Source organism: Streptomyces sp. NPDC007084, assembly GCF_040703595.1.
Lineage (GTDB): Bacteria > Actinomycetota > Actinomycetes > Streptomycetales > Streptomycetaceae > Streptomyces.
The window spans coordinates 135,169-154,448 of the sequence record NZ_JBEYFY010000002.1 but is presented as its reverse complement, the minus strand read 5'-3'; the positions used below and the strand labels follow the sequence as shown (position 1 = coordinate 154,448).

Below are 19,280 nucleotides of genomic sequence, written 5' to 3'. Positions count from 1 at the left end.
GCTCACGCCCTCAGGGCTGGGGTGCCGGGCGTCTGAGCAGGGCTCTGATCGGGTGCCACAGCTCCTGGGTCAGCTCGGGGAGGGCGCTGTCGGGGGCCGTCCGCCATATCAGGCCGTCCGGATGGTGCAGGACGGCGGTGATCTCGTCCGGCGTGGGCGGAGCGGCGTTGCCTCGCAGGTAGACGGCGCGCAGGCCCAGATTCCGCAGCCGGGTCAGGGCGCGGGCCCGGTTCTGGGCGACGACCAGGAACCGGACACAGCCGCTGCCGGAACCTGCCGGACTGGGCAGGTTCATTGCCACCACGACGCTGCCGTTCGGCAGCTTGCAGAAGCCTCCTGCGGCCATGCGGTCACACCCCCGTGCGTTTCGGTGTCAATAAGCCAGGCACAGGACGCACCTAAACACGATCGGCGGCAACCCGCCAGGGGGCTGCCGCCGATACGCTTGTGACCTGCGGATATACGGACTACTTCACCGCGGGGCCGACCTTGAGGGAGATCGTGGAGCCGTCCTTGGCCTCCTTGACGATCTCGATCTTGGTGTTGGTGTCAGTGACCTTGACGCCACCGGTGGGGTTCCGGTTGTCGTAGTAGTCACTGGTGTGGTCGTTGAAGACCGAGACGCCCTTCGAGGAGGGGATCTTCGTCGCCACGTCCGCGTTGTGCAGCGTGATGCCGTCCGTGCGGTACAGGCTGAAGGGCGAGTCGTAGGCCTGGACGCGGTTGCGCATCAGGGTGCCGTTGGACCACCACAGGGCCTTCGGGTGCGAGTCGACCGGCAGCGCGAGACCGACACCGGGGTGCTGGCTGGTGTTGTTGTCCGCCTGCGAGGTGTCCCACTTCCAGATCAACAGGCCGTTCTGGTACGGGTAGTGCTCCACCCAGTCCGGACGGGTCGTCGAGAAGCCGAAGTTGTACGGGCCGACCTTGAGGGTCTTGTCGTACGACACGTACTGGCGGTTCTCCGCGATGTAGTACTGGGCGTAGTCCTTGGTGAAGGACGCGCCGATACGGGAGAAGCCGGCCGCGGTCCAAGCGGCGTCCGCCGACTCGGCGTTGTCCGAGAAGAGGACCGAACCGTCCGCGGTCACGCTGATCTCGTCGGCCGCGAAGCCCTTCTGGGCGACCCCGCCGTCGGTCTGGTAGCGGAAGCGCAGGTCGATCTTCTTGCCGGCGTAGGCGTCGAGCGGGTACGACAGCTTGGCGTAGGCGTCGATGGTGCCGGTGAGGGCGGGCTTGTCGCTGCCGTCACGCGGGATCGCCTGGCCGTCCACCGTGCCGTCGAGGGCGGTCCAGTTGGCGCCGCCGTCGGTCGAGACCTCGGTGTAGAGGTAGTCGTAGTTGGCCTCGATGTCGTACCAGCCGTCGAGCGTCAGCTTGGCCGACGACTTGCCCGTGAGGTCCACCGACCGGGTCAGCGTGTTCTTCAGGTTGTCGCCGCTGCCGCTCCACCACTGGGTCGAGCCCTGCGCCGGGTTGACGACCGTGGTCGTCACCGCCTTGTCCGGCAGGGTGACCAGGAGCGCCTGCTTGTTCCAGGTGTTGTACTCGGCGATGCCCAGCTTGTGGGTGGACTGCTTGCCGGCCTTGGCGGTGTCGTAGTTCAGCCAGCCGAGCTGCAGCTTGTCCCAGGCGTTGAAGTCGCCGGGCAGGTCACCGATGGAGTCCTTGCCGGTGCCGAGCCAGGAACCCGAGGACATCAGGGTCCAGAAACCGGTGGAGTTGTCGCCGCCGGCCGTGTCGTAGTGGTCCGGCAGACCGAGGTCGTGGCCGTACTCGTGGGCGAAGACGCCGAGTCCGCCGTTCTCCGGCTGGATGGTGTAGTCGCCGACCCAGATGCCGGTGTCGCCGATCTGCGCGCCGCCGAGCTTGTTGTCGCTCGGGCCCGTGGCGCCCGCGTCGGTGCCGAACGCGTACCAGCGGTGGGCCCAGATCGCGTCGGTGCCCTGGACGCCGCCGCCCGCGGACTCGTCCTCACCGGCGTGCACGATCTGGAAGTGGTCGATGTAGCCGTCCGGCTCGTTGAAGTTGCCGTCGCCGTCGTAGTCGTAGCGGTCCCACTGGTCGAACTGCTTCAGCTCGGTCTTGATGGCGGCGTCCGTCTTGCCGGCCTTCTTCTGCTGGGCGACCCAGGCGGTGACGCCGTCGCTGACGACGTTCCACACGCTCGGGCAGTTGGTCGCGCCGCAGGCGTTGTTGCCGTAACGGGCCTCGTTGTAGGGGACCTTGACCCAGTCGGCGACCTCGCCGTCCACCGAGTAGCGGCCCGAGGACTGCTGCTCGTAGAACTTCTTCATCGACTCGGTCTTCTTGCCGGTGCCGAAGTAGAGGTCCTGGAAGTGCTTCTGGTTGTAGTCCGCCTGCCAGGCCGTGCTGTTGTCCTTCTTGCGGTCCGGCTTGGCTATCTTGTTGTGCAGCGGACCGGCGGTGCCGCCGTACTTGGGGTCCGTCTTGTCGCCGAACTCCACCAGGATCGTGAAGATCTTGTCGGTCTTCTCGCGGCCCAGCTCGACGTACTTGCCGGCGCCCTTCTTGCTCTTGAGCTGCACGACCTTCGAGCCGTTGCGGTCCTTGACCGAGGCGCCGCCGGATATGACCTGGTTCAGCGCCTCCTGGCGCTGGGCGTTCTGGGTCTTGCTCAGCGGGCCGTCCAGGTCGTGATCGACCGTGTTCCTGACCGGCTGCGGGTCGTGGCGGTCCACGACCGGTGCCTTGGCGGCCGAGTCGGCCTCCGCCACGGCGTACGTCGAGAACGTGGCGGTGGCCGCCGCGAGGGCTACGCCCACCGCCGCTGCTCTGAACGTCCATGGTCTGCTGGTCACTTGATGTCCTCCCCCGCGTCCGTTCACGCGGAGGGGGGTTCCGGGTCATGGAGGTCCGCGCGCGCAACGCGATTCAAGTGACGACATTTGACCGGAGTTACCAAAGAAAAAACAGATCTTGACTTGAACCTGGCAAGTGCATTATGCGGAGCGGTCGTTCGCTATCCGAACGCGCCCGGACACCCCCAACCGGCGCGCCGGAACGTCCACTTGGTGGACGTGATGACTCCGTGCGCCCCCTGTGCACCGGCACCGTGGGTAAGGTCACGCTTACCGGTCGTTCCCGTCGGGCATGCAGGCGAATAGAGTCGCTGGGCGGAGCGCCGGAGATCGGCGAAACGCCCGGTCGACGTCGTTGTCCACCCTCGATCCCTGTCCGCACCCTCCCCCGTCGCGAGAGGCACCCGGGGGGAGAACCCCCATCCGAGGACACGATTGCCATGCCGCGTCCGACCGCCGCACAGCTCGCCTACGGTTCCTGCACCGTGATCTTCTCCACGCTCGCCATGCTGCTGCTGTCACAGACGAGTTCGAGCGTGGGGATCGTGCTGATCACCCTCTCGGCACTCGCTCTCGGACTGCTCGTCGCCCTGACGGTCCCGCTCCCCAGGCAGGCTCCGTCCGCCAGCGCCACCGCTCCGCCCGTGCGCGAGCCGGCCGCGGAGCGAAGCGAGACCGCGCCCGTCGCCGTCTCCTCCGCGCACGGGCGCCGTCCGGTACGCACCACGCACGGGCGCCGTCCGGTGCGCGCGCACGCGGAGCGCTGAGGCCGCGCGCGGGACGCCCCCAAGGCGTCGATCCCGGACCACGAACGACGAACGGCGAATGGCGGGCCCGTACCTCACGGGCCCGCCATTCGCCGTTCGCCGTTCGCCGTCCACGGTTCGCGGTTCGGGCCGCCCGCCCGTCCGCCGACCGGCCGCCGACCGGCCGTCAGGCGGTGCGGACCACCACCGTCTTGGCCGCCTTGTCGTGCAGGCCCTGCTTGTAGGGCTTGTCGAAGAAGCTCCAGCCGCCCGCGATCGCCGTCCAGATACAGGCGCAGCAGAACGCGAACGGCAGCCACAGGACCAGGGCGCGCACCAGCGAGGTCTGCACCGAGGGCGTGGAGCCGTTGTCGAGGTTGGCGACCCGGTGGTTGAACAGCTTCTTGCCGAGGGTCTGCCCCGTCCTGCTGATCATCACCGTGTCGTAGGCGATGTAGAGCACGGCGGCGACCAGGGACTGGCCGAAGGACTTGCCGTACTCGATCTTGTCCGAGTCGACGTTGTACTCGGTGACGCCGAACGCCCAGGACAGCAGCCAGACCACGATCCCGACGATGATCATGTCGATGATCCTCGCGAGCACGCGCTTGCCGCTCTCCGCGAGGGGCGGCATCCCGGCGAGCGGATCACCGCCGTAGGGGCCGCCACCGCCGTAGGGGTCCCCGCCCCGGCCGCCGTAGGGGCCACCGCCGGGCGGCTGTTGACCGCCGTAGGGGCCGCCGCCGTAGGGGCCACCGCCGCCGGGGGGCTGCTGCCCGCCGTACGGGGGCTGCTGGCCGCCGTAGGGCGGGGGCTGGCCGCCCGGCGGGGGCGGCTGGGCGCCGTAGGGCGGCGGCTGGCCGCCGGGGGGCGGGTCGTACGGGGAACCCCCGCCCTGCGCGGGCGGGGGCTGCTTCGTGAACGGGTCGTCGTCCGATGGCTGGCCAGGGCCCGGGGGCGGCGGTTCGCTGCTCATGGCCCGAGTCGACCGCGAACCCCTCCCCTCCGCATCCGGCGAGGGGCCGTCCGGGGGACGGGTTCCTAGGAGGGCCCGGCCACGAAGGTGTGGGCCGCCTTGTCGTGCCAGCACTGGTGCCAGGGCCTGTCGAACAGCCCCCACAGGATGCCGAGGACACCGATGCCCAGGAGACCCGGGACGCTGAAGACCAGCCAGCGGGCGAGGGCCCGGCCGAAGGCCGGCGGTTCGTGGGCCTCGATGTCGCGCACCTCGACCCCGCACAGCTTCTTGCCGAGGGTGCGGCCCCACTTGGCGGTGGGCAGGGCGTCGTAGAGGACGCCGAAGAGGAGGAGCACGGCGAGGATGCCGCCGAAGCAAACGGAGGTCGTGCCGTCGAGGAGCCAGACGGTGACCTTCTCGCCGGACAGCTTGGCCGCGTCGATCTTCTGCTCGATGTGGTCGATCGCCCGGGTGCCGAGCGGTACCGCGGCCACGCCGGTGACCGCCGCGAGAATCACGTTGTCGAACAGGCGGGCGACGAGCCGTCGGCCGAGGCCGGCCGGACGGGCCGCCGCCTGCCGGCGTGCCGCCGCCTGGAACACGTCCTCCACCGGCGGCTTCCACGGCGCGACCGGGCCGCCCTGCTCGGCCGGGTCACCCGCGAGCCGGTGCACCTGCTGCGCCCAGGAGGGCTGACCGCCACCGGACCCGGAGGCCATCGGCGTGGCCGGACCGGACTGTTGGGGCACGGCGGGTGCGGGGGCGGAGTGCGCGGCGGGGGCCGGGGGGCGGGCTGACGCCGGGGCCGGAGCGGATGCCTGTGCCGCGGCGGCCTGGGCGGCCTGCCCGGCGCCGAATCCGCTCCCGGCCGCCGGAGAAGCGGAGGGGGCCGGGGAGGGAGTGGGGGCGGAGGCGGCGGACGCCGCTCCCGGGGCGGGGGCCGTACGCCCCTGACCCGCGCTCCCCCTGCCCGCGCTCCCCCGGTCCGTACTGCTCTGGTCCGTACTCCTCTGGTCCGTACTTCCGGCGTTCGTGCCGGCCCGACCGGTGCCCTCGCCGTGTGCCGCGCCCGGCCGCTCGGCGCGCGGGGAGAGCGCGCGCATGGCCATCGTGCCCTCGGAGGGCGGCGGGTCCTGGGTGCCGGTGGAGGCGCCGGGGCGCCCGGCACCGGGCAGTGCCCGCCCGTCGGCGGCGCCCGAACCCGCCGCCGCCGGACGACTCGTACCGCCGGGGCCGCTCGTACCGTCGGAGCCCCTCGTGGCGCTCGTACCGCTCGGCGCCGTGCCGGCCGCGGCGCCCGGGTGCTCGGCGTCCGCGGGCCGGACCGGGTCGGCGGGGCGGCGGAAGACCACCGGGCCGCCGGACGCCGGGGCCTGGGCGCCGGGCGCCGGTTCGGCGGGCGGGATGGTCGTGGTGCCGTCCGCGTGGACCACACCGTCGGACCGGGACGCCGGGTCGGCGGGTCCCGCCGAGCGCGGCACCCGCGGGTCGGCCACCTGCGGCGCGCCCCAGGACACCCGCCGGTCGGGTTCGCCGCCGAAGCCGGTCTGCCGGGAGCGGTCGGCGCCCCAGGCGGCGGCGGGCTCGGGCCGGCTGCCGTGCTGCGCCTCGGCGGGCGTCGCCGTACGGGGCTCGGGGTCCTCGTCGAAGAAGTGCGGGCCGGTCTCCTCCGCCGGCGCCGGGGCGGGCCCGGGGACCTGGGCGGGGCGCACTCCGGCCGGGGCGACGAGCGGTTCGCCGGCGGACGGCGCGGGGCGGCTGGTGCCGGGCACCCAGGCGGCACCGTTCCAGTACCGGACGTATCCAGGGATGGACGGGTCCGGGTAGTACCCCTCGCGGGGCCTGTCGTCGCCGGGTGCCGGGGTTGGGGCGCTCATGTCCGTCGTCCCGTATCTGCTCGGGGGTGGTCGTGTCGGGGGTCCACATCTACCAGAACGGGGCGCCCGTCACGGCCGGTCCCGCCGTACCCACCCCCTTTCGGGCAGGATCCGCCACCTTCCGCCAAGCAAGTGGCGAAGCTGTCCGGCAGGTGTCCGAAGACGGGGCGAGCGGGCCCGGGGACACGGCGAGGGGGGGCCGGGCGGACAGAGAAAGGCAGGCCCGGAAAAAAAACTTCTCCCGACTCGCGTAATGGTCCGGCCCGGACGCGCTCTCCACTCGTACGGGCCCGCCGTGAGGCCCGTACGACGAAGGGAAGGGCATCGACATGCACACCGTGGTGGAACGCGAGCTGGAGGTCCGGCTCGTCCTGTCGCCCGAGCGCAGCATCCCCGTGCCGGCGCGGCTGAGCTACCGCTCCGACGACCCGTACGCCGTCCACATCACCTTTCACATCGGCTCGGACCACCCGGTCGACTGGACGTTCGCGCGCGAGCTGCTGGTCGAGGGGGTGTTCCGGCCGTGCGGTCACGGGGACGTGCGGGTGTGGCCGACGAAGGTGGGGGGCCGTTCCGTGGTCCTGATGGCGTTGAGTTCACCGGACGGCGACGCGCTGCTCGAAGCGCCCGCCGCGCAGGTGTCGGCCTGGCTGGAGCGCACGCTGAGGGCGGTCCCCCCGGGCTCTGAGGCCGAGCAGCTCGGCATCGACGCCGGCCTCGCCGAGCTGCTCGCGCCCTCTCCGAGGCTGTCGGCCACGCTGGAACAGGGCGCGGCCGGGGCGGCCGACGACCTGTGGCTGCGCGACCCGTGGCCCTCGGACGAGTCCACGGACGGTGAGTAGTCCGCGCGGTGTCCCGCGCCCGTCCCGCCGGCCGGGTCCCAGGAGCCCCGGGAGCCCCGGGAGCCTCGGGGGACTCGGAGATCTCAGGAGGCTCAGGATTCTCAGGATTCCCAGGAGCCCCAGGGGCCTTGGGAGTCCCAGGGGTCCCAAGGATCCCACGGGTCTCAGGGGTCCCACCGGTTCCAGGGGTCTCAGAAGAGCTTTCCGGGGTTGAGGAGGCCGAGTGGGTCGAACGCGGTCTTGATCGCCCGCTGCATCTCGACGCCGACCGGCCCGATCTCGCGGGCCAGCCACTCCTTCTTCAGGACGCCCACGCCGTGCTCGCCGGTGATCGTGCCGCCGAGTTCGAGGCCGAGGGCCATGATCTCGTCGAAGGACTCGCGGGCCCGCCGGGACTCGTCCGGGTCGGTGGCGTCGAAGCAGACGGTCGGATGCGTGTTGCCGTCGCCGGCGTGCGCGCAGACGCCGATGGTCAGCGCGTACTTCTCGGCCACGCGCTCGATGCCGTCCAGCATGTCGCCGAGCCGGGAGCGCGGCACGCACACGTCGTCGATCATCGTGGTGCCCTTGACCGCTTCGAGCGCGGTGAGCGACAACCGCCGCGCCTGGAGCAGCAGTTCGGACTCGGCCGCGTCCTCGGCGGGGACCACCTGGGTGGCGCCCGCGGCGTCGCAGAGCGCGCCCACGGCGGCGAGGTCGGCCGCCGGGTCGTGGGTGTCGAACGCGGCCAGCAGCAGCGCCTCGGTGGTCTCGGGCAGGCCCATGTGGGCGAGGTCGTTGACCGCCTTGACGGTCGTACGGTCCATCAGTTCGAGGAGGGACGGCACGTGACCGCCCTCCATGATCCGGCAGACGGCGTCGCAGGCGGCCCGCGCCGACCCGAACTCCGCCGCCAGCACGAGCTGCGCGGGCGGCTGCGGCTTCAGGGCCAGGGTCGCCCGTACGACGATGCCGAGCGAGCCCTCGGAGCCCACGAAGAGGCGGGTGAGGTCGTAGCCGGCGACGCCCTTGGCGGTGCGGCGGCCGGTGGACATCAGCCGCCCGTCCGCGAGGACGACGTCGAGCCCGAGCACGTACTCGGCGGTCACCCCGTACTTCACACAGCACAGGCCGCCGGAGGCCGTGCCAATGTTGCCGCCGATGGTGCACATCTCCCAGCTCGACGGGTCCGGCGGGTAGTACAGGCCGTGTTCGTTGACGGCGCGGGAGAGCACGGCGTTGATCACGCCGGGTTCGACCACGGCGACGCGGTCGACCGGGTTGATCTCCAGGATGCGGTCCATCTTCACGAGGGAGAGGACCACGCAGCCCTCGGAGGCGTTCGCCGCGCCGGACAGGCCGGTGCGGGCGCCCTGCGGGACGACCGGGACGCGCAGCTCGGTCGCGACGCGCATGACGTGCTGGACCTGCTCGACGGTGCGGGGCAGGACGACCACGGCGGGGGTGCCCGCCGCGCAGAAGCTCGCCATGTCGTTGGCGTACGCGGCCGTGACGTCCGGGTCGGTGAGGACGGCCTCGGCCGGCAGGCCGCCCAGCAGACGGTCGACGAGGCCGCCGGTCACGGCCGTGTCCTCATCGCGCGGGGCTTCGATACGGCTCATGATCACAGGGTCGCACCCGGGGCCATCGGTGTGAACCCCATCCGTGCGGGGCTTGGCATGCCGGGGTGTGGTCTTCGTACTGACGCACAGTGAGCGGCATGGACATCGAAGAGCGACAGCCGGTGCCCGCCGGGTCCGGGGACGCCGGGAGTGGTACGGGGAGCGGGGGGTCGGCAGGGGCGTCCACCGGCGAGTCCGCCGGGGACCGCCGGTCGCCGTTCGCGCGGGGCGCGCTGATCGCCCGCCGGTCGCCCTTCGGGCGGGGCGCGGTGGCCGCCCGGCGGCGGCTGTCCGACCGTCCCTCGCCGGCCGTCCGGCGCACCCTGATCGGGGCGGCCGTCGGCTGTGCCGTGCTCGGCGGTGTGCTGGTGCTGCTGCCCGCGTCCGGGCCGGGCGGGGCGGTGCCGCCGTCGCCTGGGCCGGTGGCCCGGGCGATGACCGCGGTGGGGGCCGGGGCGCCGGCCGCGCTGCCGGACCTGACCGCGCTCATCGGCGACCGCGAGAGGCATCTGCGGGCCCATCCGCGCGACGACCAGTCCTGGGCGGTGCTCGGGACCGCTTACGCGGAGCAGGCGCGGCGGACGGCGACGGCCGCGTACTACCCGAAGGCCGAGAAGGCGCTGCGCACCTCGCTGGACGTCCGCCCGAAGGACAACACGGCCGCGCTGGACGGGCTCGCCGGGCTGGCGATCGCGCGCGGTGACTTCCGGGCGGCGAAGCAGTGGGGCGAGGCCTCGGTGAAGGCGGCGCCGAAACGGTGGACGGCGTATCCGGCGCTCGTGGACGCCTACAGCGGGCTCGGCGACCACAAGGCGGCGCGCAAGGCGCTGGACAAGCTGCTGGGCCTGCGGTCCGGGCCGGTGACACGGGCCGTCGCGGCGCGCGTCTACTGGGACCGGGGCTGGCGCGAGGACGCGGGGGCGGCCATCGCCGACGCGACCGCCGCCGCGACGACGCCCTCCCAGGAGGCGGCCTTCCTCCAGCAGGGCGGCCAACTCGCCTGGGAACGCGGGGATGTTCAGGAGTCCCTCGACCACTACCGGGCGGCGCTGAACGCCGACCCCGACGAGCACGGCGCGCTGGCCGGCCAGGGGCGCGCGCTGGCGGCGCTGGGGCGTACCTCGGAGGCGCTGCGCGCCTATCAGACGGCGCTCGCCAAGCGGCCCGCGCCGCACTCCGCGCTGGAACTGGGCGAGCTGTACGAGAAGTTGGGGCTGCCGGGGGCGGCGCGGGCGCAGTACGACCTGGTGCGGGAGCTGGTGCGGCGGGACGGCGCGGGGGGCGTGGACGACGAGCTGGTGCTCGGGTTCCTGGAGGCGGACCACGGTGATCCCCGGGAGGCGGTGCGGCGGCTGCGCGCCGAGTGGGACCGGCAGCCGGGTATCGCGGTGGCGGACGCGCTGGGCTGGGCGCTGCACCGGGCCGGGGACGACGCGCAGGCGCTGACGTTCGCCGTCCGGACCATGGACCAGGAGCACGGCGGCGAGGTGCGCAGCGCGCTGTACGCGTACCACCGGGGGCAGATCGAAAGGGAGTTGGGCAAGGCCGGCCCGGCGCGCCGGCATCTCGCCGAGGCGCTGCGCATCAACCCGTCCTTCTCCCCGCTGCTGGCGCCCGCCGCGCGAGAGGCCCTGGCGGAACTGGGCGAACCCTCGGCAGAGGGACTCCCGGACCCGTCCGGGACGGCGGAAGGCGCCGGGGAGGGCGGGGAGGACGCCGGGAAGGCTGGGGCGGCGGGGCCACCGGGGGCGGAGGCCGCAGGTGCGGGGGCAGGGGCGGAGGCGGGCGGTGCGGGGGCGGCGGGTGCGGGGGCGTCCGGGGCGCCGGCTCGCTGAACTCTCGTACACAGCTCGCTGGTTGAAGCCGGACAGGCCCATGGCCACCACTCCCGGCTCCAGTTGACGCCGGACCGGCGCGAGAGGGGCCAACCGGCCGTACGGGAGCGCCTGTTGACAGGCGCCCCCGTACGGGTCCGGTCAGAGGTTGCCGCGCTTCTCCTGCTCGCGCTCGATCGCCTCGAACAGGGCCTTGAAGTTGCCCTTGCCGAAGCCCATCGAGCCGTGCCGCTCGATCATCTCGAAGAACACGGTCGGACGGTCCTGGACCGGCTTGGTGAAAATCTGCAGCAGATAGCCGTCCTCGTCCCGGTCGACCAGGATCTTCAGCTCGCGCAGGGTCTCGACGGGGACGCGGGTCTCGCCGGCCCACTCGCCGAGGGTGTCGTAGTACGAGTCCGGGGTGTCGAGGAACTGGACGCCGGCCGCGCGCATGGTGCGGACGGAGCGGACGATGTCGTTCGTGTTCAGCGCGATGTGCTGGACGCCCGCGCCGCCGTAGAACTCCAGGTACTCGTCGATCTGGGACTTCTTCTTGGCGACGGCGGGCTCGTTGATCGGGAACTTGACCTTGAGCGTGCCGTCGGCGACGACCTTCGACATCAGGGCGCTGTACTCGGTCGCGATGTCGTCGCCCACGAACTCCTTCATGTTCGTGAAGCCCATGACCTTGTTGTAGAACCCGACCCATTCGTTCATCCGGCCGAGTTCGACGTTGCCGACGCAGTGGTCGACCGCCTGGAAGGTGCGCTGGGCCGGCGGCTCGACGATCGGGTCGGCGGTCACGTAGCCGGGCAGGTAGGGGCCGTCGTAGCCGGTGCGCTCGACCAGCGTGTGGCGGGTCTGGCCGTACGTGGCGATCGCGGCGAGGACGACCGTGCCGTGCTCGTCCTTGACCTCGTGGGGTTCCACGACCGCGCGGGCGCCGTGCTCGACGGCGTAAGCGAAGGCGGCGCGGGCGTCCGGGACCTCGATGGCGAGGTCGACGACACCGTCGCCGTGCTCCGCCACGTGCTCGGCCAGGAAGGTGCCCCAGGGCGTCGCCGGCTTGATCACGGAGGTGAGGACGAAGCGCGCCGAGCCGTTCTCCAGGACGTACGACGCCGTCTCGCGGCTGCCGTTCTCCGGTCCGGAGTAGGCGACGAGCCGCATGCCGAAGGCCGTGGAGTAGTAGTGCGCGGCCTGCTTGGCGTTGCCGACGGCGAAGACGACCGCGTCCATTCCCTTGACCGGGAAGGGGTCGGCCTGCCGGGCGGTGTCGGGAGCGTGGTCTGTGTTCGCGGAGGTCGCTGTCATGGCCGCAGACTCCCGCCGTTCCGCAAGGTGCGCAATAGTTCGCGTATCCGCTGAACAACATGTACAGCGAATGGCCCAGAGTTGCGGGCTTTCTGTACACGATGACCATCCCGGAGGGCGCTGTGGCGATCGATCATCTGGACGGGCGGCTGCTGGTGCTGCTGGCGCGGGAGCCGCGTATCGGCGTGCTGGAGATGTCCCGCCGGCTCGGGGTCGCGCGGGGCACCGTGCAGGCCCGGATGGACCGGCTTCAGTCGAATGGCGTCATCCGGGGTTTCGGTCCCGAGGTCGACCCGGCGGCGCTCGGCTATCCGGTCACGGCGTTCGCCACGCTGCAGATCCGGCAGGGCCAAGGCGCCGACGTGCGGGCGCACTTGGCGACGGTGCCGGAGGTCCTGGAGCTGCACACCACGACCGGCAGCGGGGACATGCTGTGCCGGCTGGTGGCCCGGTCGAACGCCGATCTCCAGCGGGTGATCGACCGGGTTGTCGGTTTTGATGGCATCGTCCGGGCCTCCACGGCGATCGTCATGGAGAACCCCGTTCCGCTGCGGATCATCCCGCTGGTGGAACAAGCGGCGACCGAGCAGTGAACCGAGCGACCGGGGTGACATGGCGTGAACTTCTGGGAGTACCTGAGCAGCCGCCATGAGCAGCTCCTCACGGACGCCGGGCAGCACGCCAGCGCGGTCTTCCAGTGCATGGTCGTGGCGACGCTCATCGGGGTGCTGATCGGCGTCCTCACCTACCGCAGCGACTGGGCGGGCAACCTCGCCACCACCACGACCTCCGCGATCCTGACCATCCCCTCGCTCGCCATGATCGGTCTGCTGATCCCGATCGTGGGCCTGGGCGTCCCGCCGACGGTCATCGCCCTGACGCTGTACGGGCTGCTGCCGATCGTGCGCAACGCGATCGTCGGTCTGCGCGGCGTCGATCCCTCGCTGGTCGACGCGGCCACCGGGATCGGCATGTCGCGGGCGGCCCGGCTGCTGCGGGTGGAACTGCCGCTGGCCTGGCCGCCGATCCTCACCGGCATCCGGGTCTCCACCCAGATGCTGATGGGCATCGCGGCCATCGCGGCCTACGCCTCCGGTCCGGGCCTCGGCAACGAGATCTTCCGTGGCATCAGCTCGCTGGGCAGCAAGAACGCGCTCAACCAGGTGCTCGCCGGCACGGTCGGGATCATCATCCTGGCGCTGCTGTTCGACGCCGCGTACGTCCTGATCGGCCGGCTGACCATCCCGAGGGGGATCCGTGCCTGAGACCTCCGACCCCGCCGGCACCTCCGGCCCCACCGGCGGCACGGGCTCCACCGGCGCCACGGGCTCCGCCGACGGTACCGGCTCCACCCGCGGTACGGATTCCGCCGGCGGTACGGGCTCCGTCGGCGCGTCCGGCTCCAGCGGGCCGACCGGCTCCACCGGCTCCACCGGCTCCACCGGGTCCGCCGGGTCCGCCGGGTCCACCGGCTCCACCGGGGCCACCGGCTCGACCGGGTCCGTCGGGCGCCCGGGGAGTGCCGCGGGGGCCGCCGCCTCCTCGACCACGGGCGCCACGATCGAGCTGGAGAACCTCACCAAGCGCTACCCCGGCAGCCGCAGCGCGGCCGTGGACAGCGTCAACATGGAGATCAAGGCGGGCGAACTCGTGGTGTTCGTCGGGCCGTCCGGCTGCGGCAAGTCGACCACCCTGAAGATGATCAACCGGCTGATCGAGCCGAGCGGCGGCCGGATCCGGATCGGCGGCGAGGACGTCACCGACATGGACCCGGTGAAGCTGCGCCGCAAGGTGGGGTACGCGATCCAGTCCTCCGGGCTGTTCCCGCACATGACGGTCGCCCAGAACATCGCGCTCGTGCCGAAGATGGTCGGCTGGCCGAAGGCGCGGATCAAGGCCCGCGTCGAGGAGATGCTCGACCTGGTCGGGCTCGACCCCTCCGAGTTCCAGGGCCGCTACCCGCGCCAGCTCTCCGGCGGCCAGCAGCAGCGGGTCGGGGTGGCGCGGGCGCTCGCCGCGGACCCGCCGGTGCTGCTCATGGACGAGCCGTTCGGCGCGGTGGACCCGATCACCCGGGACCACCTCCAGGACGAGTTGATCCGGCTCCAGCACGAGCTGCACAAGACGATCGTCTTCGTGACCCACGACTTCGACGAGGCCATCAAGCTCGGCGACCGGATCGCGGTGCTGCGCGAGCACTCGCACATCGCCCAGTTCGACACCCCGGAGGCGATCCTCACCAACCCGGCCGACGACTTCGTGTCGGGGTTCGTCGGCGCGGGGGCCGCCCTGAAACGGCTGAACCTCAGCCGCGTACGGGATGTGGAGATCACCGACTATCCGACGGTCACCGTCGACGACCCGCTCCAGGAGATCTTCGGCAAGCTCCGCTCCAGCGGGACGAACGAGATCCTGCTGCTCGACAGACGGGGCCGCCCCTACAAGTGGCTGCGGCGCGGCGACCTGATGCGGGCCAGGGGCTCGCTGGCGCGCGCGGGCACCCTGGTGCACGACACGGTGACCCGGGACGCCACCCTGCGCGACGCCCTGGAGGCGGTCCTCACGGACAACTCGGGCCGGGTGCCGGTCACCGGGCGGCGCGGCGAGTACACCGGGGTGGTCGACATGGAGACCCTGATGAACTCGGTCCACGAACTCCTGGAGGCCGACCGGCTGGAGGCCATGGAGCACCAGCACGAGCTGGAGGAGGCGCGCGCCCAGCAGACCCAGTTCGAGCAGGAGGGCGTCGACGGCGGGGAGGCGAAGGCGTGAACATCCCGCCCACCGAACAGCGCCCCGAGGGCGAGCACGAGGTCAAGGGGCTCGCCTTCCGCGACGACAGCGGCGGTGACGGCGAGGGCGAGCGGGAGGCCCCGCCGTCGGCCGGGCCGCCCCGGCGGCGGATCGGCTGGCGGAAGCTGACGTTCCTGCCCGCTCTCCTGGTCGCCCTGCTGCTGGGCACCTGGCTGTGGTTCCAGCAGGCGGACCTCGACCCGATCTCGAAGAACGCGCTGTCCAACGGCCAGGTGTCCAAGGCCCTGTGGCAGCACATCCAGCTGACGGTGATCTCCACGTTCTTCGTGCTGGTCATCGCGATCCCGCTGGGCATCCTGCTGACCCGCAAGGCGTTCCGCAAGGCGACCCCGGTCGCGATGACGTTCGCCAACATGGGGCAGGCGACACCGGCGATCGGTCTGCTGGCGCTCCTGGTGATCTGGCTCGGCACCGGCGAGCGGTCGGCGCTGATCGGCATCACGATCTACGCGATCCTGCCGGTCCTCTCCAACACGATCGCCGGTCTCCAGGCCAACGACCCGACGCTGCTGGAGGCGTCCCGCGGCATCGGCATGTCGCCGCTGGGCGTGCTCACCCGGGTCGAACTGCCGCTGGCGGTCCCGCTGATCCTCGCCGGGGTGCGGACGGCGCTCGTCCTGAACGTGGGCACCGCCACCCTCGCCACCTTCGGCGGGGGCGGCGGACTCGGCGTCCTCATCACGACCGGCATCACCACCCAGCGCATGCCGGTCCTGGTCCTCGGCGCCATCCTCACGGTCGCGCTCGCGCTGCTGGTCGACTGGCTGGCGTCACTGGCGGAACTGCTGCTGCGGCCGCGCGGCCTGGAGGTGGGGACGTGAAGCGGGCGGGAGCCGGGGGCGCGAAGGGGACCGGGGGCGCGGGCGCGAAGGGGACCGGGAGCGCGGGCGCGCAGGGGCCGACGAGGAGGACGCGTGCCCTCGCGGGGGTCGCCGGGCTGCTGGTGCTGGCCTCCGGCTGCGGGCTGACCAGCGGTTCCCCGATGACCGACGACGTCGGGCCCGGCACGGTCGGCAGGGGCGAGCCGCTCAAGGGCGCGACGCTCACGGTGGCGTCCAAGGAGTTCACCGAGCAGCTCGTCCTCGGCGCGATCATGGGCATCGCCTTCCAGGCGGCCGGCGCGAAGGTCGTCGACCGCACCGGCATCCAGGGCTCGATCGGCACCCGCGAGGCCATCAAGAACGGCGACGCGGACGCCACGTACGAGTACACGGGCACCGCGTGGATCACCTACCTCGGCAACAGCAAGCCGATCCCCGACCCGCAGAAGCAGTGGCAGGCCGTGCACGACGTCGACCCGAAGAACGGCGTGATCTGGCTGCCCCCGTCCGCCCTCAACAACACGTACGCGCTCGCCATGAACCAGGCCAACTTCAAGAAGTACGGGACGCGGACGCTCTCGGAGGTGGCCGCGCTGTCGAAGTCCGACCCCAGCGCGGTCACCCTGTGCGTGGAGAGCGAGTTCGCCAACCGGGCCGACGGACTGCCGGGCATGGAGAAGGCGTACGGCATGTCGGTCCCGGCGAAGAACGTCACCCAGATGGACACCGGGATCATCTACACCCAGGTGAAGAAGGGCAGTTGCACCTACGGGGAGGTGTTCACCACCGACGGGCGCATCAAGTCGATGAACCTGGAGGTGATGCGGGACGACAAGAAGTTCTTCCCCAACTACAACGCGGCGCCGGTTGTCAACGCGAAGACCTTCAAGAAGTATCCGCAGATCGCCCAGGTCATCGAGCCGGTGACGAAGGCCCTGAACAACACGGTCGCCCAGGACCTGAACGCCAAGGTGGACGTCGAGGGCCAGGACCCCCACCAGGTGGCACTGGACTGGATGACGTCGAAGGGGTTCGTGAAGGAGAACTGAGAGCGGAAGCCGGAGTTGCGGGGCGGAAGCCCGGGGGGCGGAAGTGTGTGTGGGGGGGGGGGGGGGAACGGAAGCGGAGGCGGGGGCGCGGAAGCGGGCGGGGCGGCGGTCTCGGGTGACCGGGCGGTCGTACGGGGTCGCCGCGGGCGCGGCAGTCAGCAGCTCGGGATCGAGCCCTTGCCCTTCTCCAGGGCCACCAGGGAGTCGACCGCGCCCTTGAGGGTGGTCACCGGAATCAGCCGCAGCCCCTTCGGCAGCTCCGTCTTGGCGTCCGAGCACTCCGCCCTCGGCACGAGGAAGACGGTCGCCCCGTCCCGGCGGGCCGCCTGCGTCTTCAGGGCGACGCCGCCGACCGCGCCGACCTTGCCGTCGGCGTCGATCGTCCCCGTACCCGCGACGACCCGGCCGCCGGTGAGGTCGCCGCCGCTGCCGTCGCCGTCCAGCTTGTCCACGATGCCCAGCGAGAAGAGCAGCCCCGCGCTCGGACCGCCGACGTCCGCGAGCTTCAGGGTGACCTTGACGTCGCCCTTCTCGTGCAGATAGCCGAGGGCGGCCTCGGTGGCGGTGTCCTGGGACTTCTTCATCTCGTTCGCGTTGTGCCGCTCGATCTCCTTGACGCTGCCGCCGCTCGGATAGACCGAGTCACGGGGCATCACGGCCTTGTCGGTGGCGAACCAGCCGCTGAGCACGTCCCCGAGCGAGACCTTCGCGTCCGGCCCGGTCGCCTCGATCGTCGTCATCCGGAGCTGGCCCCGGGTGTTCCGGGTGGGCGCGCCCGTGATGGTGATCACCGGGTCGCCCTTGTTCTCGCCGAGGACGTTCGCCGTCAGGCCGGGCTGCGCCAGGGAGAAGGGCAGCGGCGCGAACACCGCGGTGGCGAGCAGGGCCACGACGGGGAGGGCGCAGACGGCGACGGCCTGGGGGCGCGTGAGGCGAGAGAGCACGGGGTCAATCTAACGTCCCGCCCCACCTGCCCCTCCGGACAGGTCCCGGGGGCGTCATGAGATGCCGGGGTCCCAGGCCGACGCCAGCACAAGGCGGCCCCGGGGTCCCCGGTCGACGCCGGCACAAGGCGGCCCCGGGGTCCCGTGCCGGTGTCAGCGTCAGGCGGCCGGTTTCCTGGGTCCGCTCCCTGATCCGCGTGGGCGCGAGACACACCCCCCCAGCCTCTCCGGCCGGTGTCATTGTGGGGCGCCCTCGGGCCGGCTTCTGCGTCGAGTTTGGTGGCCGGTGCCGGTGCGGCTTCTGCGTCGGCTTCGGTGCCGCTGCGGCTTCGGCGTGGGCGTCGGCTCCGGTGCCGGTGCGGCTTCGGCTTCGGCTTCGGCTTCGGCTTCGGCTTCGGCTTCGGCTTCGGCGTCAGCGGAGGGCGTCCGCGACCTCGCGGGCCGCGTCCATCACGCGGGGACCCACCCGCTCGGGAACCGCGTCCGCGAGCATGACCACGCCCACGCTGCCCTCCACCCCCGTCACCCCTATGAGCGGCGCCGCGGCCCCGCTCGCGCCGGCCTCCAACTCGCCGTGGGTCAGCGTGTACCCGGGCTCCCCCACCGGGGCCTGCCGCGCGGCGAGGATCGCGCGGCCCGCCGCTCCCCGGTCCAGCGGATGCCGGAACCCGGCGCGGTAGGCCACGTGGTAGTCCGTCCAGGTCGGCTCAACGACGGCGACGGCGAGCGCCTCCGTCCCGTCGACCAGCGTCAGATGCGCGGTCGCCCCTATGTCCTCGGCCAGCGCGCGCAGCGCGGGCAGGGCGGCCTCGCGGACCAGCGGGTGCACCTGGCGCCCGAGGCGCAGCACCCCCAGTCCGACCCGGGCGCGACCGCCGAGGTCCCGGCGTACGAGCGCGTGCTGCTCCAGCGTGGCGAGCAACCGGTAGACCACGGTCCGGTTGACGCCCAGTTTGTTGGAGAGTTCGGTGACGGTCAGCCCGTGATCCGTGTCGGCGAGCAACTTGAGGACGCGCAGTCCCCGGTCGAGCGTCTGGGAGGTCTCCGCGGTCACGACGCCCACTCCTTAGTGGTGAGGTCGACGGCCCGCTCGGCGATGCGTCACCGAGTCCCGTCGGCGACGCGCTCAGCGGCCGCCGGTCGGCTGGCGACCCGGGCTCTTCCCCGGGCGGAGTCGCTTCACGGCTGCGCTCCGCGGCGGCGCTGCCACGGGGCGTGTGCGTAGCGGGACAGTAGCGAGCCGGTCCGCTGAGCGGAAGTCTCCGTCCAGAATCCGGGCATCGACTCGTACGGACTGATTCCGTTTGTCCCGGAACGCACGGGCGCGCGGACTCCGCGTACACCGCGCGCGTACGCAGCGCACAGGCGAGTGCGCACGCCCGGCCGAAGGTCCGAGCGCTCTGAAAGAGGGGACTGCCGGCACCCGTCGCGGGGTTCCGCATACCGGCACCCCGCAGGTAACCGGTTCTCCATGTCGCGGCCCCCGGCCGGCCCCGCCCAACCCCGCGCGGTCCGGCGACCCCCGACCGGTGGCAGGCGGCAGGCGGCAGACGACCGGCGCCCGCCGCCCGCCGCCCGGCGGGAGGACACGCGCGGAAGCCGGCACGCGCGGAAGCCGGCACGCGCGGAAAGGGCCCCGGACCTCCGTCCGGGACCCCACACCCCACCCCACCCC

16 protein-coding genes are annotated in these 19,280 nt (G+C 72.1%); 8 read left to right on the top strand and 8 right to left on the bottom strand.

What is annotated here, in order from left to right:
* Positions 1–10 precede the first annotated feature (10 nt).
* Together AB0912_RS02570 and AB0912_RS02565 are read right to left on the bottom strand one after the other, a co-directional pair.
* Positions 11–346: a hypothetical protein gene (locus AB0912_RS02570; protein WP_366695935.1), complete on the bottom strand. Its 336-nt coding sequence runs from the start codon at positions 344–346 to the stop codon at positions 11–13.
* A gap of 121 nt (positions 347–467) precedes the next feature.
* The gene (locus tag AB0912_RS02565; protein WP_366695933.1) at positions 468–2,822 is read right to left on the bottom strand and encodes an immune inhibitor A domain-containing protein; all 2,355 of its coding nucleotides are present in this window, start codon (positions 2,820–2,822) and stop codon (positions 468–470) included.
* A gap of 440 nt (positions 2,823–3,262) precedes the next feature.
* Here AB0912_RS02565 and AB0912_RS02560 point away from each other — a divergent pair, with 440 nt between their 5' ends.
* Positions 3,263–3,589, top strand: coding sequence for a hypothetical protein (locus AB0912_RS02560; RefSeq protein ID WP_366695931.1), 327 nt, complete (start codon positions 3,263–3,265; stop codon positions 3,587–3,589).
* Positions 3,590–3,755: 166 nt separating this feature from the next.
* Here the strand turns inward: AB0912_RS02560 and AB0912_RS02555 are convergent, their stop codons facing one another.
* Both AB0912_RS02555 and AB0912_RS02550 read right to left on the bottom strand, forming a co-directional pair.
* Positions 3,756–4,544: an RDD family protein gene (locus AB0912_RS02555; protein ID WP_366695929.1), complete on the bottom strand. Its 789-nt coding sequence runs from the start codon at positions 4,542–4,544 to the stop codon at positions 3,756–3,758.
* A 65-nt stretch (positions 4,545–4,609) separates the two neighbouring features.
* Entirely contained in the window at positions 4,610–6,403 is a 1,794-nt protein-coding gene (locus AB0912_RS02550; RefSeq protein ID WP_366695927.1) for an RDD family protein, read from the bottom strand.
* Positions 6,404–6,732: 329 nt separating this feature from the next.
* On the opposite strand from AB0912_RS02550, the gene AB0912_RS02545 reads away from it, so the two are divergent.
* Positions 6,733–7,245, top strand: coding sequence for an SsgA family sporulation/cell division regulator (locus AB0912_RS02545; RefSeq protein WP_366695925.1), 513 nt, complete (start codon positions 6,733–6,735; stop codon positions 7,243–7,245).
* A gap of 191 nt (positions 7,246–7,436) precedes the next feature.
* On the opposite strand, the gene AB0912_RS02540 is transcribed toward AB0912_RS02545, so the two are convergent.
* Entirely contained in the window at positions 7,437–8,852 is a 1,416-nt protein-coding gene (locus tag AB0912_RS02540; protein ID WP_366695923.1) for an FAD-linked oxidase C-terminal domain-containing protein, read from the bottom strand.
* A 92-nt stretch (positions 8,853–8,944) separates the two neighbouring features.
* Here AB0912_RS02540 and AB0912_RS02535 point away from each other — a divergent pair, with 92 nt between their 5' ends.
* Positions 8,945–10,681, top strand: coding sequence for a tetratricopeptide repeat protein (locus tag AB0912_RS02535; RefSeq protein WP_366695921.1), 1,737 nt, complete (start codon positions 8,945–8,947; stop codon positions 10,679–10,681).
* A gap of 141 nt (positions 10,682–10,822) precedes the next feature.
* On the opposite strand, the gene hppD is transcribed toward AB0912_RS02535, so the two are convergent.
* On the bottom strand, positions 10,823–11,977 hold the full coding sequence (gene hppD / locus AB0912_RS02530) for a 4-hydroxyphenylpyruvate dioxygenase (RefSeq protein WP_366695919.1): 1,155 nt from the start codon (positions 11,975–11,977) through the stop codon (positions 10,823–10,825).
* Between the two features lie 122 nt (positions 11,978–12,099).
* On the opposite strand from hppD, the gene AB0912_RS02525 reads away from it, so the two are divergent.
* The 5 genes from AB0912_RS02525 to AB0912_RS02505 all read left to right on the top strand — a co-directional run bounded on the left by AB0912_RS02525 (position 12,100) and on the right by AB0912_RS02505 (position 16,661).
* Complete coding sequence (locus AB0912_RS02525) at positions 12,100–12,570, top strand: Lrp/AsnC family transcriptional regulator (protein WP_366696275.1); 471 nt, start codon at positions 12,100–12,102, stop codon at positions 12,568–12,570.
* Between the two features lie 24 nt (positions 12,571–12,594).
* The gene (locus AB0912_RS02520) at positions 12,595–13,242 is read left to right on the top strand and encodes an ABC transporter permease (RefSeq protein ID WP_366695917.1); all 648 of its coding nucleotides are present in this window, start codon (positions 12,595–12,597) and stop codon (positions 13,240–13,242) included.
* A gap of 295 nt (positions 13,243–13,537) precedes the next feature.
* Positions 13,538–14,749, top strand: a complete 1,212-nt coding sequence (locus AB0912_RS02515; RefSeq protein ID WP_366696274.1) for a betaine/proline/choline family ABC transporter ATP-binding protein — start codon at positions 13,538–13,540, stop codon at positions 14,747–14,749.
* The gene (locus AB0912_RS02510) at positions 14,746–15,612 is read left to right on the top strand and encodes an ABC transporter permease (RefSeq protein ID WP_366695915.1); all 867 of its coding nucleotides are present in this window, start codon (positions 14,746–14,748) and stop codon (positions 15,610–15,612) included. The genes AB0912_RS02515 and AB0912_RS02510 overlap by 4 nt, the downstream gene beginning before the upstream one ends.
* A 161-nt stretch (positions 15,613–15,773) precedes the next feature.
* Positions 15,774–16,661, top strand: a complete 888-nt coding sequence (locus AB0912_RS02505) for a glycine betaine ABC transporter substrate-binding protein (RefSeq protein ID WP_366696273.1) — start codon at positions 15,774–15,776, stop codon at positions 16,659–16,661.
* Positions 16,662–16,816: 155 nt separating this feature from the next.
* On the opposite strand, the gene AB0912_RS02500 is transcribed toward AB0912_RS02505, so the two are convergent.
* The gene (locus tag AB0912_RS02500; protein WP_366695913.1) at positions 16,817–17,605 is read right to left on the bottom strand and encodes a S16 family serine protease; all 789 of its coding nucleotides are present in this window, start codon (positions 17,603–17,605) and stop codon (positions 16,817–16,819) included.
* Positions 17,606–18,017: 412 nt separating this feature from the next.
* Positions 18,018–18,659 carry a helix-turn-helix domain-containing protein gene (locus tag AB0912_RS02495; protein ID WP_366695911.1) on the bottom strand — a complete coding sequence of 214 codons (642 nt, stop codon included), beginning with the start codon at positions 18,657–18,659 and terminating at the stop codon, positions 18,018–18,020.
* Positions 18,660–19,280 lie beyond the last annotated feature (621 nt).